The sequence below is a fragment of the Pseudomonas paeninsulae genome, assembly GCF_035621475.1.
Lineage (GTDB): Bacteria > Pseudomonadota > Gammaproteobacteria > Pseudomonadales > Pseudomonadaceae > Aquipseudomonas > Aquipseudomonas paeninsulae.
Map to the genome: position 1 here is coordinate 4,453,968 of NZ_CP141799.1, position 16,722 is coordinate 4,470,689.

The 16,722-nt window shown below is 63.6% G+C and carries 13 protein-coding genes and 1 pseudogene; 11 read left to right on the forward strand and 3 right to left on the reverse strand.

The genetic code is table 11. The features are described 5' to 3' along the window. Positions 1 to 57 precede the first annotated feature (57 nt). The 3 genes from VCJ09_RS20535 to VCJ09_RS20545 all read right to left on the reverse strand — a co-directional run bounded on the left by VCJ09_RS20535 (position 58) and on the right by VCJ09_RS20545 (position 2,365). Entirely contained in the window at positions 58 to 429 is a 372-nt protein-coding gene (locus VCJ09_RS20535; RefSeq protein WP_324731893.1) for a translation initiation factor Sui1, read from the reverse strand. A gap of 328 nt (positions 430 to 757) precedes the next feature. Next, a complete protein-coding gene (locus VCJ09_RS20540) occupies positions 758 to 1,294 on the reverse strand; it encodes an NUDIX hydrolase (protein ID WP_324731894.1) in 537 nt (178 codons plus the stop codon). A 3-nt stretch (positions 1,295 to 1,297) separates the two neighbouring features. After that, complete coding sequence (locus VCJ09_RS20545; RefSeq protein WP_324731895.1) at positions 1,298 to 2,365, reverse strand: DUF2333 family protein; 1,068 nt, start codon at positions 2,363 to 2,365, stop codon at positions 1,298 to 1,300. Between the two features lie 269 nt (positions 2,366 to 2,634). Here VCJ09_RS20545 and VCJ09_RS20550 point away from each other — a divergent pair, with 269 nt between their 5' ends. The 11 genes and pseudogenes from VCJ09_RS20550 (at position 2,635) to purH (ending at position 16,592) form a co-directional block, all read left to right on the forward strand. After that, entirely contained in the window at positions 2,635 to 4,254 is a 1,620-nt protein-coding gene (locus VCJ09_RS20550) for a PleD family two-component system response regulator (protein ID WP_324731896.1), read from the forward strand. Between the two features lie 1,699 nt (positions 4,255 to 5,953). Continuing rightward, positions 5,954 to 6,463: pseudogene (locus VCJ09_RS24920) on the forward strand (methyl-accepting chemotaxis protein); the annotation flags it as partial. Between the two features lie 170 nt (positions 6,464 to 6,633). After that, the gene (locus tag VCJ09_RS20560) at positions 6,634 to 8,415 is read left to right on the forward strand and encodes a protein-disulfide reductase DsbD (RefSeq protein WP_324734702.1); all 1,782 of its coding nucleotides are present in this window, start codon (positions 6,634 to 6,636) and stop codon (positions 8,413 to 8,415) included. Between the two features lie 121 nt (positions 8,416 to 8,536). Then, the gene (aroQ, locus tag VCJ09_RS20565) at positions 8,537 to 8,980 is read left to right on the forward strand and encodes a type II 3-dehydroquinate dehydratase (protein ID WP_079203286.1); all 444 of its coding nucleotides are present in this window, start codon (positions 8,537 to 8,539) and stop codon (positions 8,978 to 8,980) included. Positions 8,981 to 9,002: 22 nt separating this feature from the next. Next, a complete protein-coding gene (accB, locus tag VCJ09_RS20570) occupies positions 9,003 to 9,458 on the forward strand; it encodes an acetyl-CoA carboxylase biotin carboxyl carrier protein (protein ID WP_324731898.1) in 456 nt (151 codons plus the stop codon). A 17-nt stretch (positions 9,459 to 9,475) separates the two neighbouring features. Next, positions 9,476 to 10,825, forward strand: a complete 1,350-nt coding sequence (accC, locus tag VCJ09_RS20575) for an acetyl-CoA carboxylase biotin carboxylase subunit (protein WP_324731899.1) — start codon at positions 9,476 to 9,478, stop codon at positions 10,823 to 10,825. Between the two features lie 205 nt (positions 10,826 to 11,030). Further along, complete coding sequence (prmA, locus tag VCJ09_RS20580; protein ID WP_324731900.1) at positions 11,031 to 11,909, forward strand: 50S ribosomal protein L11 methyltransferase; 879 nt, start codon at positions 11,031 to 11,033, stop codon at positions 11,907 to 11,909. 81 nt (positions 11,910 to 11,990) lie between these two features. Next, positions 11,991 to 13,346, forward strand: a complete 1,356-nt coding sequence (locus tag VCJ09_RS20585) for a DUF3426 domain-containing protein (RefSeq protein ID WP_324731901.1) — start codon at positions 11,991 to 11,993, stop codon at positions 13,344 to 13,346. A 236-nt stretch (positions 13,347 to 13,582) separates the two neighbouring features. Next, positions 13,583 to 14,581, forward strand: a complete 999-nt coding sequence (dusB, locus tag VCJ09_RS20590) for a tRNA dihydrouridine synthase DusB (RefSeq protein ID WP_324731902.1) — start codon at positions 13,583 to 13,585, stop codon at positions 14,579 to 14,581. Continuing rightward, positions 14,578 to 14,898: a DNA-binding transcriptional regulator Fis gene (gene fis, locus VCJ09_RS20595; protein ID WP_079203291.1), complete on the forward strand. Its 321-nt coding sequence runs from the start codon at positions 14,578 to 14,580 to the stop codon at positions 14,896 to 14,898. The genes dusB and fis overlap by 4 nt, the downstream gene beginning before the upstream one ends. 86 nt (positions 14,899 to 14,984) lie before the next feature. Next, positions 14,985 to 16,592: a bifunctional phosphoribosylaminoimidazolecarboxamide formyltransferase/IMP cyclohydrolase gene (gene purH, locus VCJ09_RS20600; RefSeq protein WP_324731903.1), complete on the forward strand. Its 1,608-nt coding sequence runs from the start codon at positions 14,985 to 14,987 to the stop codon at positions 16,590 to 16,592. The last annotated feature ends 130 nt before the right edge of the window (positions 16,593 to 16,722 follow it).

The window sequence follows — 16,722 nt, forward strand, 5'->3', positions numbered from 1 at the left end:
TGACGATTACCCGGCGATGGACTGGCCATCTGCCGGGGAAGTTTAGAAAACCTGGGGTCAGCCGCCGGATTTTTTGGCTTTGAAGCCATGTTTTAGCAGTTCTTCGAGCAACAGTCCGACGTGATCGCCCTGAATCTCGATCACCCCATCCTTCAACGAGCCGCCGCAACCACAGCGTTTCTTCAGGGCGCTGGCCAATTCTTTCAACGGTTCTTCGGCCAGGGGCACGCCACTGACGGTGGTCACCGTCTTGCCGCCACGGCCTTTGGTTTCGCGGCGCACGCGGGCGATGCCGTCACCGGCAGGAATCAGGGAGTGCTTGCAGATACAGGCATCCACCGGCTGACTGCAGTCCGGGCAATGCCGGCCGCTGTCGGTGGAATACACCAGGCCGCTGAGGGCGGCGAATGACGAAGCTTTCTTGACCACCGGCTTTTCCTCATGTGGGGTCAGGATAGCGACTGGCCGATATGCATCGACCGCGAAGCCCCACTCTGGCAGGGGCGGCGCACCCGAGCTGGACGGCTCGGGCTTGAAGGGCGCGCAGTGTAACGGCAAAGTTGGCGAATGCTAAGAGCAAAGATGCGTCATTAATCGGTGGATTGGCGACGCCGTTCGGGATCCTCCACGGCAACGCTCGAAATCCCTGACAAGGCGCGACCTAGGATGGGTTGGCCGCAGGCATAACCTATCAACGCCGCGATTCAGGCAACGCCCAAACCGCATGGGTATCGCTACGTTCCACCCACTCTAGGTTCTACGCCCTGGTGGCCAAGTAGCGCTCGAGCGCCGCCAGCGAATCGGGACAGTAGGGCTTGCACCGGGTATCAGCCAAGGCTTCGTCGATCGACATGAAACGCGCCTCCAGCACTTCCTCCGGTTGCAACACCAGCGCGGCATCGGACACCGCCGAGTAAGCCCGGCACCACAAACGGCTTTCCGGCGCGTCGTAGAGAAAATGTGCATGCTCGACCAGCACCACATCCTCGATACCCAGCTCCTCGGCCAGCTCGCGAGCAGCAGACTCGGCGTAACGCTCCCCCTCCAGCACCATGCCCCCGGCGGCCACATCCCAATAACCCGGGTACAGCGCCTTGCTCAGGGTACGCCGGTGCACACACAACTCACCGGCCGAGTTGAACAACAGGATGTAGGTGCCACGACCAATCAACCGGCGCTCGCGCAACTCGGCGCGCAGGACACCACCCAGCGGCCGATCCTGCTCGTCGACCCAGGCAATCAGCTCGGCATCGGAGGCGGCGCGGTGCGCCACCTCGGCGGCAGAAATAGCCATTACCTAGCCCTGCGACAGCAGTTGACGCAGATCGATGAGCCCGGCGTTGGCCCGCGAAATATAGTTGGCCATCACCAGCGAATGGTTGGCCAGCAGACCATAGCCACTGCCATTGAGGATCATCGGACTCCACAGGGTTTCCTGCGCGGCCTCCAGCTCGCGGATCACCTGACGCAGGCTGACGGTGGCGTTCTTCTTCACCAGGACATCGGCGAAATCCACTTCGATGGCGCGCAGCAGATGCGACAGCGCCCAGGCCTGGCCACGGGCTTCGTAGAACACGTTGTCGATCTGCATCCACGGCGTCTCGTAAGCACCCTCGTTGACATGCACCGCCTGGCCTTCGACCGCACCTTTCAGACCGGTTTCGGTGTTCAGGCGCACCTGACCGACGCTGGCAGACAAGCGCTGCGACAGCGAGCCCAGACGGGTCGCGGCATCGCCTAGCCAGGCGTTGAGGTTATCGGCACGGGTATAGAACTGCGCGTTCGACTTGCTTGGGTCGCCCAGCCGCGTCAAATAGCGATCGAGTGACTTGATCGCTTCGCGATACTCCGCCTCGGATGCCGGCAGCGCCCAGCTCTTGTTGTCGAAGTGGAAGCGTGGCTCGGCCTTGGCCAGGTCCGGATCTTCGGTGGACTGCGACTGCGAGCGGGTGAAGTCCTTGCGCAGGGCGCGCGCCATGTCACGCACCTGCACCAGCACACCAAATTCCCAGCTCGGCATATTGTCCAGCCACAGCCCCGGCGGGGCGAGGTCGTTGGACAGGTAACCGCCCGGCTTATCCAGCAAGGTGCTGGCGACATGCTTCAGGGTGGCCGCCGTGGTGTAGCCATTGACCATCTGGTGCTGCGCGCCTTGTGCCGCGGCCTGGGCGCGCTGCTGCACCGGGAATTGCTCCGGTTCCTGACTCCAGTACCAGCCGACCACCAGCGCCAGCAACAGGTACAGGCCGAGCAAGCCGCCTATTGTGCGGCTGAGCCAGCCACCTCCCAGGTAACTGCGCACGTTATCCACAGAGTCATCGACGCTGTCGCGCGCGCCTGCAGTGCGTTTTTTCCAGTCCAGCATGGCAATGTCCTTTATCTACGGCATTTGGCTGTTCGACCACAACCCTACACCCAAGGTTGCGCAATCGCCTCGCACTATAAATGAAGCGTAGGCCGATGCGCAGCGCTGGGCAGTAAACTTGCCGCCGCTGAAACTCCCGGCCCGCGTAATGGTCAATGTGACCGAAGGCTCACGCTGATAGATCGGTGGTACTGCCGGGCAAAACAGCAGTGATAGCATGGAGCCACCAAGGAAGACTGTTTCCTCCGCCCTCCACCGGAATCCGGGCCATGACCGAGCACGAAGACCCCAGTCTCGACCGACTCAAGCAGCACTTTGCCCAACGCGTGATTCATCAGGCGCGACAGACCCTGGAAATCTGGCAACGCCTGCAACGCAATGAGTGGAACGAGCACGGCATGCACGAGCTGCGCGATGCCACCCTGCTGCTGCAACGCTACGCCGAGCGTTTCGAGCAGGCCGAGCACCGCCAACTGGCCCGGAGCATTGGCAATTGCCTGCAGGCGATCACGGACAATCGTGGCCGCCTCAACAGCGAGCTGATCAGCGAACTCAACCAGCTTATGCAACGCCTGTCGCGCACCGGACTGCGTCACGGTGACAGCTTCGGGCAAACCGTGCTGCCGCCGCTACGCAAACCGGTGTACCTGGCCCTGCAACATCTCGAGCGGGCCGAGCGCCTGGCGCAGCAGCTGGGGTACTTCGGCATGACAGCGCTACCACTGGACAGCGCCAACGCCTTTCGCGCGGCGATGCTCGAGCGTCACCCGGCCGCCATCCTCATGGACGTGGACTTCTCCGGCCCCGGAGCCGGCTTGCAACTGGCCCAAGCGGTGCAGCAAGACCTGGAAGAGAAGATTCCCCTGTTGTTCTACAGTCACCTGGACACCGACCTGCCGGCCCGCCTGGCGGCGGTGCGCGCCGGCGGCCAGGAGTTTTTCACCGGCACCCTGGACGCCTCCAGCCTGCTCGAACGCATCGAAGTGCTCGCCCATGTGGCGCAGTACGAACCCTACAAAGTGCTGATCGTCGACGACTCGCGCGCCCAGGCCACCTATACCGAACGGGCGCTCAACAGCGCCGGAATCCTCACCCGCACGCTGATCGAACCGATCCAGACGATGACCGAGCTGGCTGAATTCCAGCCAGACCTGATCATTCTCGACATGTACATGCCGGACTGCAACGGCACCGAACTGGCCAAGGTGATCCGCCACAACGACCGCTACGTCAGCGTGCCGATCATCTACCTGTCTGCCGAAGACGACCTCGACAAGCAGCTCGACGCCATGAGTGAGGGCGGCGACGACTTCCTCACCAAACCGATCAAGCCGCGTCACCTGATCGCCACCGTGCGCAACCGCGCCGCCCGCGCGCGCAACCTCAAGGCGCGCATGGTGCGCGACAGCCTCACCGGCCTGTACAACCACACCCACTGTCTGCAATTGCTCGAAGATGCGCGCTGCCGCGCCCAGCGTGATCAGCAGCCGCTGAGCTTCGCCATGCTCGATATCGACTTCTTCAAGAAGGTCAACGACAACTATGGCCACCCCATGGGCGACCGGGTGATCAAGAGCCTGGCCCTGTTCCTCAAGCAGCGCCTGCGCAAGAGCGACCACATCGGCCGCTACGGCGGCGAAGAGTTCGCCGTGGTCATGCCCAACACCAACGCCCAAGCCGCCTACCAGGTGCTCGACGAGATTCGCCGGCGCTTCGCCGAGATCCACTACCCGGCACAGCCGCTCGATCTGTCCTGCACCTTCAGCGGCGGCATCGCCCAACTGCAGGGCGAGATGAGCAGCCAAACCCTGACCCAGCACGCCGACGAGGCGCTCTACGTGGCCAAGCACGGCGGGCGCAATCGGGTCGAGGTGTTCAACCCTGACTGAGAACGCTCGCCTACTGCGGCCGTTTCCAAACGGCCGCTGCGGCGTTGCGCGCCTTGCCGCGAACGCCTGGAGACGCTCTCGCGACGGCGCTCGATATGTCCACAATCTCTGAGCGCAAATAATCCCTGGGTTACCTGCGCCGTCATAACCCTGTCATGAAAACGCAATAACTTCAGCGACATAGCGGTTGTGCCCAGACGTCATAGGGTGCACGCCAGCACCCTTCCGTCTGCGGTCGAGTCCTATGCGCCTGAAATCACTTACCAACCTCAATACCCTGCTGCTGGTCACCGTGTGCGTGGCGCTGGCCGCCACCCTCTGGTGGTCGCAACGCGCCCTGGAGCGCCCTTATCTGCTGATGGAGCGCTACCTGAGCCTGTCCCAGCAGTTCCAGCGGGAGGCGGCGCGCAACATCCTCGGTTATCTCGGCAGCGGTGACGCCCTACAGCACAGCGCGGCGCTCCAGGCCTTGGCCAATCTGGCTCCCGCCATTGCCGAGCTGCCGCCACAACTGGCCGAGGGGGTGCGCCCCAGCCTGGCCGAGCTGCAAAGTTTCAGCGCCAACCAACTGCTCGCCGCCGGCAAGCTGGCTGGCGACCCTCAGGGCTTGCTGCTGCAGGCCGAGCGCGAGATGGGCAGCGCCCTGGAGCAACTAGCGGACTATGCGGACAGCGGCATCAGCAATGCGGCGAGCACATACCGCCAGCCATTGTTTGTCGCGGCCCAGCACCTGACTCGCCTGGCCCACGCCCGCGACAAGCTGGTCAGCAGTGGACGCAGCGAACTGGCCAGCGACGTCGAACGCGAACTGGCTGCGCTCGGCCTGCAGGCTCAAGCCCTGGAGGCCCTGCCCTTGCTCGGTGTGGCCGATGACAGCCGCTCTGGCAGCGATGCCTTTTCCGCCCTACTGGGCCTCGCCGGCGACAGTGACAGCACGCCAGCAGAAGATCGCGGCATCGCCCTCAAGCGCGATCTGGCCAGCCTGATCAGTCGCTACCCGAGCGAACTGCAACGCACCCGTCGCCTGATCGAACAGCGCACCGCCCTGGCCAGCGCCACCCGCAGCCAGGTCGATGGCGTGCAACAGGCCCTCGCCACCCTGGAGCCGGCCGTGCGCGCCGAACATGGGCGAATCCAGGCTGAAGTGCGCCTGCTCCAGGGCCTGATGATCGGCCTGATTCTGCTGATTGCGCTGACCATCGATACCATTCAACGGCGCCTGACCAAGGTCCTCAACCATCTGGTACCAGCTCTGTCGGCCTGGGCCCAGGGCGATTTCGCCGAGAACATCACGCTCGGTTCACGCACCCGCGAACTGTGCGACATCGAGGCATCGCTGAATCGCCTGCGCGCCTATCTGGTCGGCCTGGTCGGCAGCATCCGCCTGCATGCCGAACAGGTTGCCGGCTCCAGCCGCACCCTGGCCGATCTCAGCGGCGGCCTGCATGCCGGCGCCGAACGCCAGGCCGGCGATACCGCCCAGATTCGCGATGCCCTCGGCGATCTGGAGGCGACCATCCAGCAAGTCGCCGGTGATGCCAGTCAGGCCGCCGATGCCAGCCGCGATGCCGACCGCGCCCTGGAACAAGGCCAGCAGGTGATCGGCCAGAGCCTCAGCGGGCTGCATGCGCTGGTCGGCGAAGTACAGGACAACGCCCAGGCCATCGAACGCCTGGCCGAGGAAACCGCAACCATCGGCAATGTGCTGACGGTGATCCGCAGCATCGCCGAGCAAACCAACCTGCTGGCCCTCAACGCCGCCATCGAAGCGGCCCGCGCCGGCGAGGCTGGACGCGGTTTCGCCGTGGTCGCCGACGAGGTGCGCTCACTGTCGCAGCGCACCAGCGGTGCCACAGCAGAAATCCAGGAACTGATCGGCCGCCTGCAACTGGCCGCCCGACAATCGGTCAGCGCCATGCGTACCCAGGTCGAACACGCCCAGGCCAGCGCCGGCCAGGCCGAGGCGGCCGATGGTGCGCTGGACGAAATCATCGCGGCGATTCGTACCATCGCCAGCATGGCCGAGCGCATCGCCGACGCCACCGCCCAGCAGAGCGGCGCGGTCAGCGAGATTCGTGGCCACAGCGAGCGCATCCACCAACTCGGCGGCGACAACCTGGTGCGCATCGGCGAAGGTCGCCAGCAAGGCGATCGGCTGCTGCAGGTGGGTGACCAGTTGCACACCGCAGTCCAGGCGTTTCGCCTGTAACAGACCAGGCAAGGCGCCCGACCGACTAGCCGCGGCCATCTGTCGCAGGCGCGCCATACCGGCGGTCTTGCCGGCCATTGAGGCGCCTGACAAGACCGCTTACAGCCTGGCCCTGCCGCTGGGGCGCCAGCTTGGTTATGATGTGGGAACTTCCGACCCGCGAGACCGCCATGCGCCGCTTGCTCTACCTGATCCTGCTGCTGGTTGCCCTGCCCGCCGGCGCTGGCCTGTTCGATAACCGCCCCGCCCCGGCACCGCTGGGCGCGGCGCTGAATAACAGCGCAGATTTCCTCCCCGTACGCGAGGCGTTCAGGCTCAGCCTGATCGACAGCTCGAGCGACTCGATCAAACTGCGCTTCGTCGCTGCCGAGGGCTACTACCTCTACAAACACCGCTTCCAATTCAGCAGCGAGCCGGCCGATATTGACCTGAGCGCTGCGCAACTGCCGGCCGGCAAGGCCAAGGTCGACGAATACTTCGGCGATGTCGAGGTGTACTACGGCGTGCTGGATGTCGAGCTGCCACTGGATAATCCGGACAACCGCCCATTCAATCTCAACGTCAGCTACCAGGGCTGCGCCGACCAGGGCTTGTGTTACCCGCCGGAAACCGAGCAGCTGAAGATTGCCGGCGGCGTGCCTGCCCCCAGCGCCACGCCGGGCACACCCGACTCCCCAAGCAACAGCTGGAGCTGGAGCGATCTGGCGCTGTTCTTCTTGGCGGGGCTGGGTCTGACCTTTACCCCGTGCGTCTTGCCGATGCTGCCGATCCTCTCCGGCGTGGTGTTGCGTGGCCAGGTTGGCGGCCTGCGCAGCTTCAGCCTGTCGCTGGCCTACGTGCTGCCGATGGCGGCCTGCTTCGCCGTGCTTGGCGCCCTGATGGGGGTCTTCGGCGCCGGCCTCAACCTGCAGGCGCGCCTGCAGTCGGCCTGGATTCTGGTGCCCTTCGCCGCCTTCTTCGCCCTGTTCGCCCTGGCCATGTTCGGGGTCTATGAACTGCGCCTGCCGCGCCGTTTCAGCGAACCGTTGGACCGTCTGGCCGGCAAGACCCGCGGCGGCTCCCACGCTAACGCGGCGGTGCTTGGCGTGCTCTCCAGCCTGCTGGTGTCGCCCTGCGTGTCGGCCCCCCTGGTCGGCGCCCTGCTCTATATCAGTGCCAGCGGCGACGCGCTGGGCGGCGGCTTGAAACTGTTCGCCCTGGGCTTGGGCATGGGCGCGCCACTGGTGCTGTTCGCCACAGGAGGGGGCGCCCTGTTGCCAAAGTCGGGCACCTGGATGGTCGGCGTGCGCAACGCTTTCGGCGTCCTGCTGCTCGGCGTGGCCATCTGGCTGCTCGAACGGGTGCTGCCCGGCCAGCTGTCCCTGGCACTCTGGGGCCTGCTCGCCGGCGGCGTGGCGCTGTTTCTCGGCGCCCTGGAACTCGGGCCGAAAACCCACAAGCAGAAACTCGGCCAGCTGGCCGGTCTGGCGCTGCTGGTCTACGCCCTGGCCGCCTGGACCGGCGCCCTGCAAGGCCAGAACGATCCATTGCGCCCACTCGGACGCATGCCACTGGCCAGCAACTCAAGCGAACGACTGGAACCGAGCAGCTGGCAGACCATCAGCAGCCCGGCCGAGCTGGACGCGGCCTTTGCCGCCGCGCAAAGCGCAGGGAAACCGCTGATGCTCGACTGGTACGCCGACTGGTGCATCAGCTGCAAGGTAATCGAGCGCGAAGTGCTAACCGCCGCGCAAGTCGCCAGCCAACTGGGCGACTATCGCCTGGTGCGCTTCGACATCACCGAGAGCAGCCCGGCCCAGCGTGCCCTGCTCGATCGCTACCAACTGTTTGGCCCCCCGGCGATCCTGTTGTTCGATGCCAAGGGTGACGAATGGCGGGACCTGCGCGTGGTCGGTGAAATTGACGCGGCAGACTTCGCCACTCGCCTCAACCAGGCAAGCGAACGTTTCTAACGCCCACCGCCGTATGAATGACGCAAACTACCGCCATCGTGTCGACTACTGCTGGTAACTGGACAGCCTTGCGCCGTCTCCGGCATAGTCCGCCAGTGCAAACAACAAGGAACACCGGATCATGGCCACCCTACTGGTGCTGCACGGCCCCAATCTCAATTTGCTCGGTACCCGCGAACCGGGCGTCTATGGCGCCACCACCCTGGAACAGATCAATCTCGACCTGGAGCGCCGCGCCCGCGAGGCTGGCCATCATCTGCTCTACCTGCAGAGCAATGCCGAGTACGAGCTGATCGAGCGGATTCACGCCGCAAAAGGCGAAGGTGTCGACTTTATCCTGATCAATCCCGCCGCTTTCACCCATACCAGCGTCGCATTACGTGACGCATTGCTGGCAGTGAGCATCCCATTCATCGAAGTGCATCTGTCCAACGTGCATAAACGCGAAGCTTTCCGCCATCACTCCTACTTTTCCGATGTCGCAGTAGGGGTGATCTGCGGTCTTGGCGCCAGCGGTTACCGGCTGGCCCTGGAGGCCGCACTTGAACAACTTGAACAGCCCTGACCTCACTGGGAGTTGAGCCACTATGGATATACGTAAAGTCAAAAAACTGATCGAATTGCTGGAAGAATCCGGCATCGACGAGTTGGAAATTCGCGAAGGCGAAGAGTCCGTGCGCATCAGCCGTCACGGCAAGCAACCGACCTACGCCCAGCAACCCATGTACGCACCGCAGCCAGCACCGGTAGCTCCTGCAGCGCCCGTTGCAGCAGCCGAAGCGAGCGCCCCTGCCGCCGCCAAGCTGAACGGCACCGTGGCCCGCTCGCCAATGGTCGGCACCTTCTTCCGCGCCTCCTCGCCGGCCTCGGACAACTTCGTTGAAGTGGGTAGCAGCGTGAAGAAAGGCGACATCCTCTGCATCGTCGAAGCGATGAAGATGATGAACCACATCGAGGCAGAGTGCAGCGGCACCATCGAATCCATCCTGAGCGAAAACGGCCAGCCGGTGGAATACGATCAGCCCCTGTTCACCATCGTTTGAACCGCGGAGAGCCTCCGATGTTGGAAAAAGTCCTGATCGCCAACCGCGGCGAGATCGCCCTGCGCGTCTTGCGCGCCTGTAAAGAGCTGGGCATCAAAACCGTCGCGGTGCACTCCACTGCCGACCGCGAATTGATGCACCTGGGCCTGGCCGACGAATCGGTGTGTATCGGCCCGGCTTCCGGCGCCCTGTCCTACCTGAATATCCCAGCGATCATCAGCGCCGCTGAAGTCACCGGCGCCACCGCCATCCACCCGGGCTACGGCTTCCTCGCGGAAAACGCCGACTTCGCCGAACAGGTGGAAAACTCCGGTTTCGCCTTTATCGGCCCAACAGCTGCAACCATTCGCCTGATGGGCGACAAGGTTTCGGCCAAGGACGCCATGAAGCGCGCCGGCGTACCGGTGGTACCCGGCTCCGACGGCCCGCTGCCGGAAGACGAGGAAACCGCCCTGGCAATTGCCCGCGAAGTCGGTTACCCGGTGATCATCAAGGCCGCTGGCGGCGGCGGTGGTCGCGGCATGCGCGTGGTGCACAAGGAAGAAGACCTGATCAAATCGGCCAAGCTGACGCGCAGCGAAGCCGGTTCGGTGTTCGGCAATCCGATGGTCTACCTGGAAAAATTCCTTGGTAACCCACGTCACGTGGAAGTCCAGGTGCTGTCCGACGGCCAGGGCAACGCCATCCACCTGGGTGACCGCGACTGCTCGCTGCAGCGCCGCCACCAGAAGGTGCTGGAAGAAGCGCCGGCGCCGTTCATCGATGAACAGGCCCGCGCCGAAGTGTTCAAGCGCTGCGTCGATGCCTGTATCGAAATTGGTTATCGCGGCGCCGGCACCTTCGAGTTCCTCTATGAAGACGGTAACTTCTACTTCATCGAGATGAACACCCGCGTCCAGGTCGAGCACCCGGTCAGCGAGATGGTCACTGGCATCGACATCGTCAAGGAGATGCTCAGCATCGCCGCTGGCAACAAGCTGTCGTTCACCCAGGATGACGTGGTGATCCGCGGCCACGCCCTGGAATGCCGGATCAACGCCGAAGACCCGGACAACTTCATGCCCTGCCCCGGCAAGGTCAAGCACTTCCACGCCCCCGGCGGCAACGGCGTACGGGTCGATTCGCACCTGTACAGTGGCTACACCGTGCCACCGCACTACGACTCGCTGATTGGCAAGTTGATCACCTACGGCGCGACCCGCGACGAGGCCATGGCGCGCATGCGCAATGCCCTGGACGAAATCGTCGTCGACGGCATCAAGACCAATGTGCCGCTGCACCGCAACCTGGTGCGCGACAAGGGCTTCTGCAAGGGTGGTGTGAACATCCATTATCTAGAAAAGAAACTGGGTATGGATAAGCACTGATCCCATGACCTGCTGCGCGCTGGCGATACTGGGTTAAAAACAGCCTCGCTCTAGCTCGCCAGGTCATGCTTAAAGTCTCGACAAGGGCTGCCATTGGGCGGCCCTTGTCGTGTCTGCGCGGTGCGGCGGTGGCAGCCGGGCCATCGCTTCAAGTAAGCTGCGCGGCCAATTGCACCATCAGCCCACAGTGCTCACGAGGTTTCCCATGCCCTGGTTACAAGTCCGTCTCGCCATCACTCCGGATCAGGCTGAAACCTACGAAGACGCCCTGCTTGAGGTCGGCGCCGTGTCGGTAACCTTTATGGACGCCGAAGATCAGCCGATTTTCGAGCCGGACCTGGGCACCACCCCGCTGTGGTCGCACACCCACCTGCTCGCCCTGTTCGAAGCCGATACCTCGGCCGACGCCGTGTTTGCCCACCTGCAATTGCTGACGGGTACCGCGCTACCGGAACATCACGCCGAAGTGATCGCCGATCAGGACTGGGAACGCAGCTGGATGGACAATTTCCACCCCATGCGCTTCGGCCAACGTCTGTGGATAGTACCAAGCTGGCATGCGGCGCCCGAACCAGACGCAGTCAACCTGCTGCTCGACCCGGGCCTGGCATTCGGCACTGGCACCCATCCAACCACCGCGCTGTGCCTGGAATGGCTCGACAGCCAGGACCTGAGCCACTGCGAGGTACTGGATTTCGGCTGCGGCTCGGGCATCCTGGCCATCGCCGCCCTGCTTCTGGGCGCACCGCAGGCAGTTGGCACCGACATCGACCCGCAAGCCCTGGAAGCTTCACGCGACAATGCCGGGCGTAATGGCATCGACCCAGACCGCTTCCCGCTCTACCTGCCCGCCGATCTGCCGCCGCAGCAGGCCGACGTGGTGGTTGCCAATATCCTCGCCGGACCGCTGGTGGCCCTGGCAGCGCAGATCACCAGCCTGGCCAAGACCGGCGGACGCCTGGCCCTGTCGGGCATTCTCGCCGAGCAAGCCGAGGACGTGCGCGCAGCCTACGCCGAGGCCTTCGCGCTTGACCCGACAGAGGAGAAGGACGGCTGGGTACGCATCAGCGGTACTCGTCGCTAGCCCAGGCACTGCCGCTTGTTCAGGCACTTGCGTTAGACTAATCGCCTTGACTCCCCTGATCGCAGGCCGACGGATCGTCGCATGACCGAAAGTTTCGTCACTCAGTGCCCCCATTGCCGCACCAGCTTTCGCGTGAGCCTCATGCAACTCGGCGCCGCCCGTGGCGCCGTGCGCTGCGGAGCCTGCCTGCACGTATTCAATGCCGCGCAGCAACTGCTCGAACAAGGCCAACAGCTGCCCGGAACCACGCCCCAGGCAGCGCCCTCGACGCCTGTGACGACTAGCCCGGCCGACGCGCCAGCGCCCCAGACCGAGCCCGAGCCCGAGCAGACTGTTGCACGGCACAAGAGTGACAGCGATACGCTGTGGATTCACGACGACCTGGACCTCGACAGCCTCGATCTCGACGAGGAGCTGGCCAAGCTGGAGGAGCAAGAACAGCAACTCTCGCAGCAGTTCCTCGCGCTGAACGCCACCCCCGCGCATGCCGAGACCTTCCGTCCAGCCGCGGATACCGGGGACCATGACGAAGACTGGGCCGAGGCCCTCCTGCAAGAGGACTCGCCCCAGCCGCCACTGAGCATCACCCCTGCGGCCCCCAGCGATGCGCCCCAGGCACTTGCCTCATCGAACGATACGCCTGCGCCAACGCCCCCAGCCGCGGCGCAAGTGGCAGATCCGCCTGTTCGTGACGTACCGCCGTTCACGCTCAACGCACTGGAGACAGGCGACCAGGAATCCGCACTGGACGAGCCTAGCCTGAGTGCCCGCCGCGACGATCCCAGCATTGACGCGGACATCCTCGACACGCCGGACGAGGAACAGGAAGACCCCGCCGAGCCGCACCCATTCGATAGAAGAACGGCGCGTAGCGAGCCAAGCCTGCGCGACGAACACCTGTTCGAGCTGGACGACGAACCGCTGCAACTGGATGACTGGCAACCACCGCGCAAGCCCTGGGGCCGCTGGCTCGGCTGGGGCCTGCTGAACCTGTTGGCCGCGGCCGCCCTGATCGGTCAGCACATCCATTACAACTTCGACGACCTGGCTCGCCAGGATCAATACCGCCCTTGGTTCGAGCAGCTCTGCCCAGTCATGGGCTGCAGCTTGCCGTCCAAGGTCGATATCAGCCAGATCAAGAGCAGCAATCTGGTGGTGCGTAGTCATCCCGATTTCAGCGGCGCCCTGATAGTCGATGCAATCCTCTATAACCGTGCGCCCTTCGCCCAGCCATTCCCCTTGCTGGAAATGCGTTTTGCCGACATCAATGGTCGACTACTGGCCAGTCGCCGCTTCAAGCCCAGCGAGTACCTCGCCGGCGAATTGGCCGGACAGGCGGAAATGCCGCCGCAGACGCCCATTCATGTGTCCTTGGATATCCTCGACCCAGGCACCCAGGCGGTGAACTACAGCCTGAGTTTCCACTCGCCGGAGTAAGGCATGAGCAATCGCGATCAAGACCACCACAACCCTCTCTCCTCTCGCGCCTAGCCGACCCCACACGTTCTTTGAGGTTTTCCGGGAACGTATCTAACCCTTGGCGATAAGCCCATAGCTGTTCAGAATTTGTTCAAAACAGCCTTTATCCGGTCATCCAGAGCGGGTATGATTCCCACCCTTTTTCGCTGTCTCCTATTGGTCTCAACAGTACGTCTCTTGAGCAGGGAAGCCCCATGTCGGCGTTATGCATCGGCCCCTACACATTGCCCAATTCGCTGATACTCGCGCCCATGGCGGGAGTCACCGACCGGCCGTTCCGCCAGCTCTGCCACCGTATGGGGGCGGGCATGGTGGTATCGGAAATGGTCACCAGCGATGTGCGTCTGTGGAATACCCGCAAGTCGAGCCTGCGCTTGATCCACCAAGACGATGCTGAGCCGCGTTCGGTGCAGATCGCTGGTGGTGACCCGCAGATGCTCGCCGAGGCGGCTCAGCGCAACGTCGAACTGGGCGCGCAGATTATTGACATCAATATGGGCTGCCCAGCCAAGAAGGTTTGCAACAAGGCAGCCGGTTCCGCCCTGCTCAAGGACGAGGGCCTGGTGCGCGAGATTCTTCAGGCGGTGGTCGCTGCGGTAGATGTGCCGGTGACCCTGAAAATCCGCACCGGCTGGGACAGGCAGAACAAGAACGGCATCGCGGTAGCGAAGATTGCCGAACAGGCGGGAATAGTGGCATTGGCGGTGCATGGCCGCACCCGCGCCGACCTCTACACCGGCGAAGCCGAGTACGACACCGTCGCCGCGATCAAGCAGGCGGTGTCGATTCCGGTGCTGGCCAATGGCGACATCGATTCGCCGGAAAAGGCCAAGGCGGTATTGGCCGCCTCCGGTGCCGACGGCCTGCTGATTGGCCGGGCAGCCCAGGGCCGGCCGTGGATTTTCCGCGAGATCGAGCACTACCTGCGCACCGGCCAGAAGCTGGCGGCGCCGAGCCTGTTCGAGGTGGAACGTATTCTGCTAGGGCACATGGCCGAGCTGTACCTGTTCTATGGCGAGGTGATGGGGGTGCGCATCGCCCGCAAGCATGTCAGCTGGTACCTCGCTACCCTGCCGGGCGCCAGGGAGTTTCGCGCCCGATTCAATCGTCTGGAAAGTACGGACGCGCAGTGCACCAACGTTCGCCAGTTTTTCGGTGAACGGCATAATGATGGAGATGGGGTGGCCGCATGACGATGTTGACCGACACTTTAGGAACTGGAATGGCTCCCGTGAGCGACAGTACAAGCTTGAAACAGCACCTCAGTACACCGAGCGAAGAAGGGCAAACCCTGCGCGGAAGTGTCGAGAAAGCCCTGCATAACTATTTCGCCCACCTTGAGGGCGCAGACGTCACCGATGTCTACAACCTAGTGCTCAGCGAAGTGGAAGCGCCACTGCTGGAAACCGTGATGAATTACGTCAAGGGCAACCAGACCAAGGCCTCCGAACTGCTCGGCCTGAATCGCGGCACCCTGCGCAAGAAGCTCAAGCAGTACGACCTGCTCTGAAGCTGCGCACCGGGCAGAGCGCTTTTTCTTGAAGCTGGCCGCCGCGGCTTCAAGCCAATTTTCTATTACGCAACCGGATCCGATTGATGACCGACCAGACTACCCGCCTCCCCGTCCGCCGTGCGCTGATCAGTGTTTCCGACAAGACCGGCATCCTTGAATTCGCCCGCGAGCTCGTCGCCCTCAACGTGGAAATTCTCTCCACCGGCGGCACCTACAAGCTGCTCAAGGACAACGGCGTGGCCGCCGTGGAAGTCGCCGACTACACCGGTTTTCCGGAAATGATGGATGGTCGGGTCAAGACCCTGCACCCGAAGATCCACGGCGGCATCCTCGGTCGTCGCGCCCTCGATGGCGCGGTCATGGAGCAGCACGGGATCAAACCGATCGACCTGGTCGCGGTCAACCTCTACCCCTTCGAAGCCACGGTCGCCAAGCCTGACTGCGACCTGGCCGACGCCATCGAAAATATCGACATTGGCGGCCCGACCATGGTTCGCTCGGCAGCCAAGAACCACAAAGACGTGGCCATCGTGGTCTCGGCTGGCGACTACGCCGGCATCCTCGACAGCCTGAAAGACGGCGGCCTGAGCTATGCCCAGCGCTTCGACCTGGCGCTCAAGGCCTTCGAGCACACCGCCGCCTATGACGGCATGATCGCCAACTACCTGGGCACCATCGACCAGCGCGCCGAAACCCTCAGTACCGAAGCCCGCGGCACCTTCCCGCGCACCTTCAACAGCCAGTTCGTCAAGGCCCAGGAAATGCGTTACGGCGAGAACCCGCACCAGAGCGCGGCCTTCTATGTCGAGGCGAAGAAAGGCGAAGCGAGCATTTCCAGCGCCGTGCAGCTGCAGGGCAAGGAGCTGTCGTTCAACAACGTCGCCGACACCGATGCCGCCCTTGAATGCGTGAAGAGCTTCGTCAAGCCGGCCTGCGTCATCGTCAAGCATGCCAACCCCTGCGGCGTAGCCGTGGCCCTGGACGAGCAAGGCGGCATCCGTCAGGCCTACGAACTGGCCTACGCCACCGACACCGAATCGGCCTTCGGCGGCATCATCGCCTTCAACCGCGAACTGGATGGCGCCACCGCCCAGGCCATCGTCGAGCGTCAGTTCGTCGAAGTGATCATCGCCCCGAAGATTTCCCAGGCGGCCCGCGATGTGGTGGCCGCCAAGGCCAACATACGCCTGCTCGAGTGCGGCGAATGGCCGGCCGAGCGCAGCGCTGGCTGGGACTTCAAGCGGGTCAACGGCGGCCTGCTGGTACAGAGCCGCGACATTGGCATGATCAAGGCAGAAGACCTGAAGATCGTCACCCAGCGCGCCCCCAGCGAGCAGGAAGTCCACGACCTGATCTTCGCCTGGAAAGTCGCCAAGTTCGTTAAATCCAACGCCATCGTCTACGCCAAGAACCGCCAGACCATCGGCGTCGGCGCCGGCCAGATGAGCCGGGTCAACTCGGCGCGGATCGCCGCGATCAAGGCCGAGCATGCCGGCCTGCAGGTCGCCGGCTCGGTTATGGCGTCGGATGCCTTCTTCCCGTTCCGCGACGGCCTGGATAACGCCGCCGCCAACGGCATCACCGCGGTGATCCAGCCGGGTGGCTCGATGCGCGATGCGGAAGTGATCGCCGCCGCCGACGAAGCGGGGATTGCCATGGTCTTCACCTCCATGCGCCATTTCCGCCACTGACGGCCGCACTGAAACCGGCATCTGCTGCGTTGCCCAGGGTTCCGCCAATGCTCATTGCCACTAGGCAACTGCGCTTGTCGAAACCCTGGGCGCCTTGCAGCTACCGGCTTCATCGCGACCTCGATAGGGG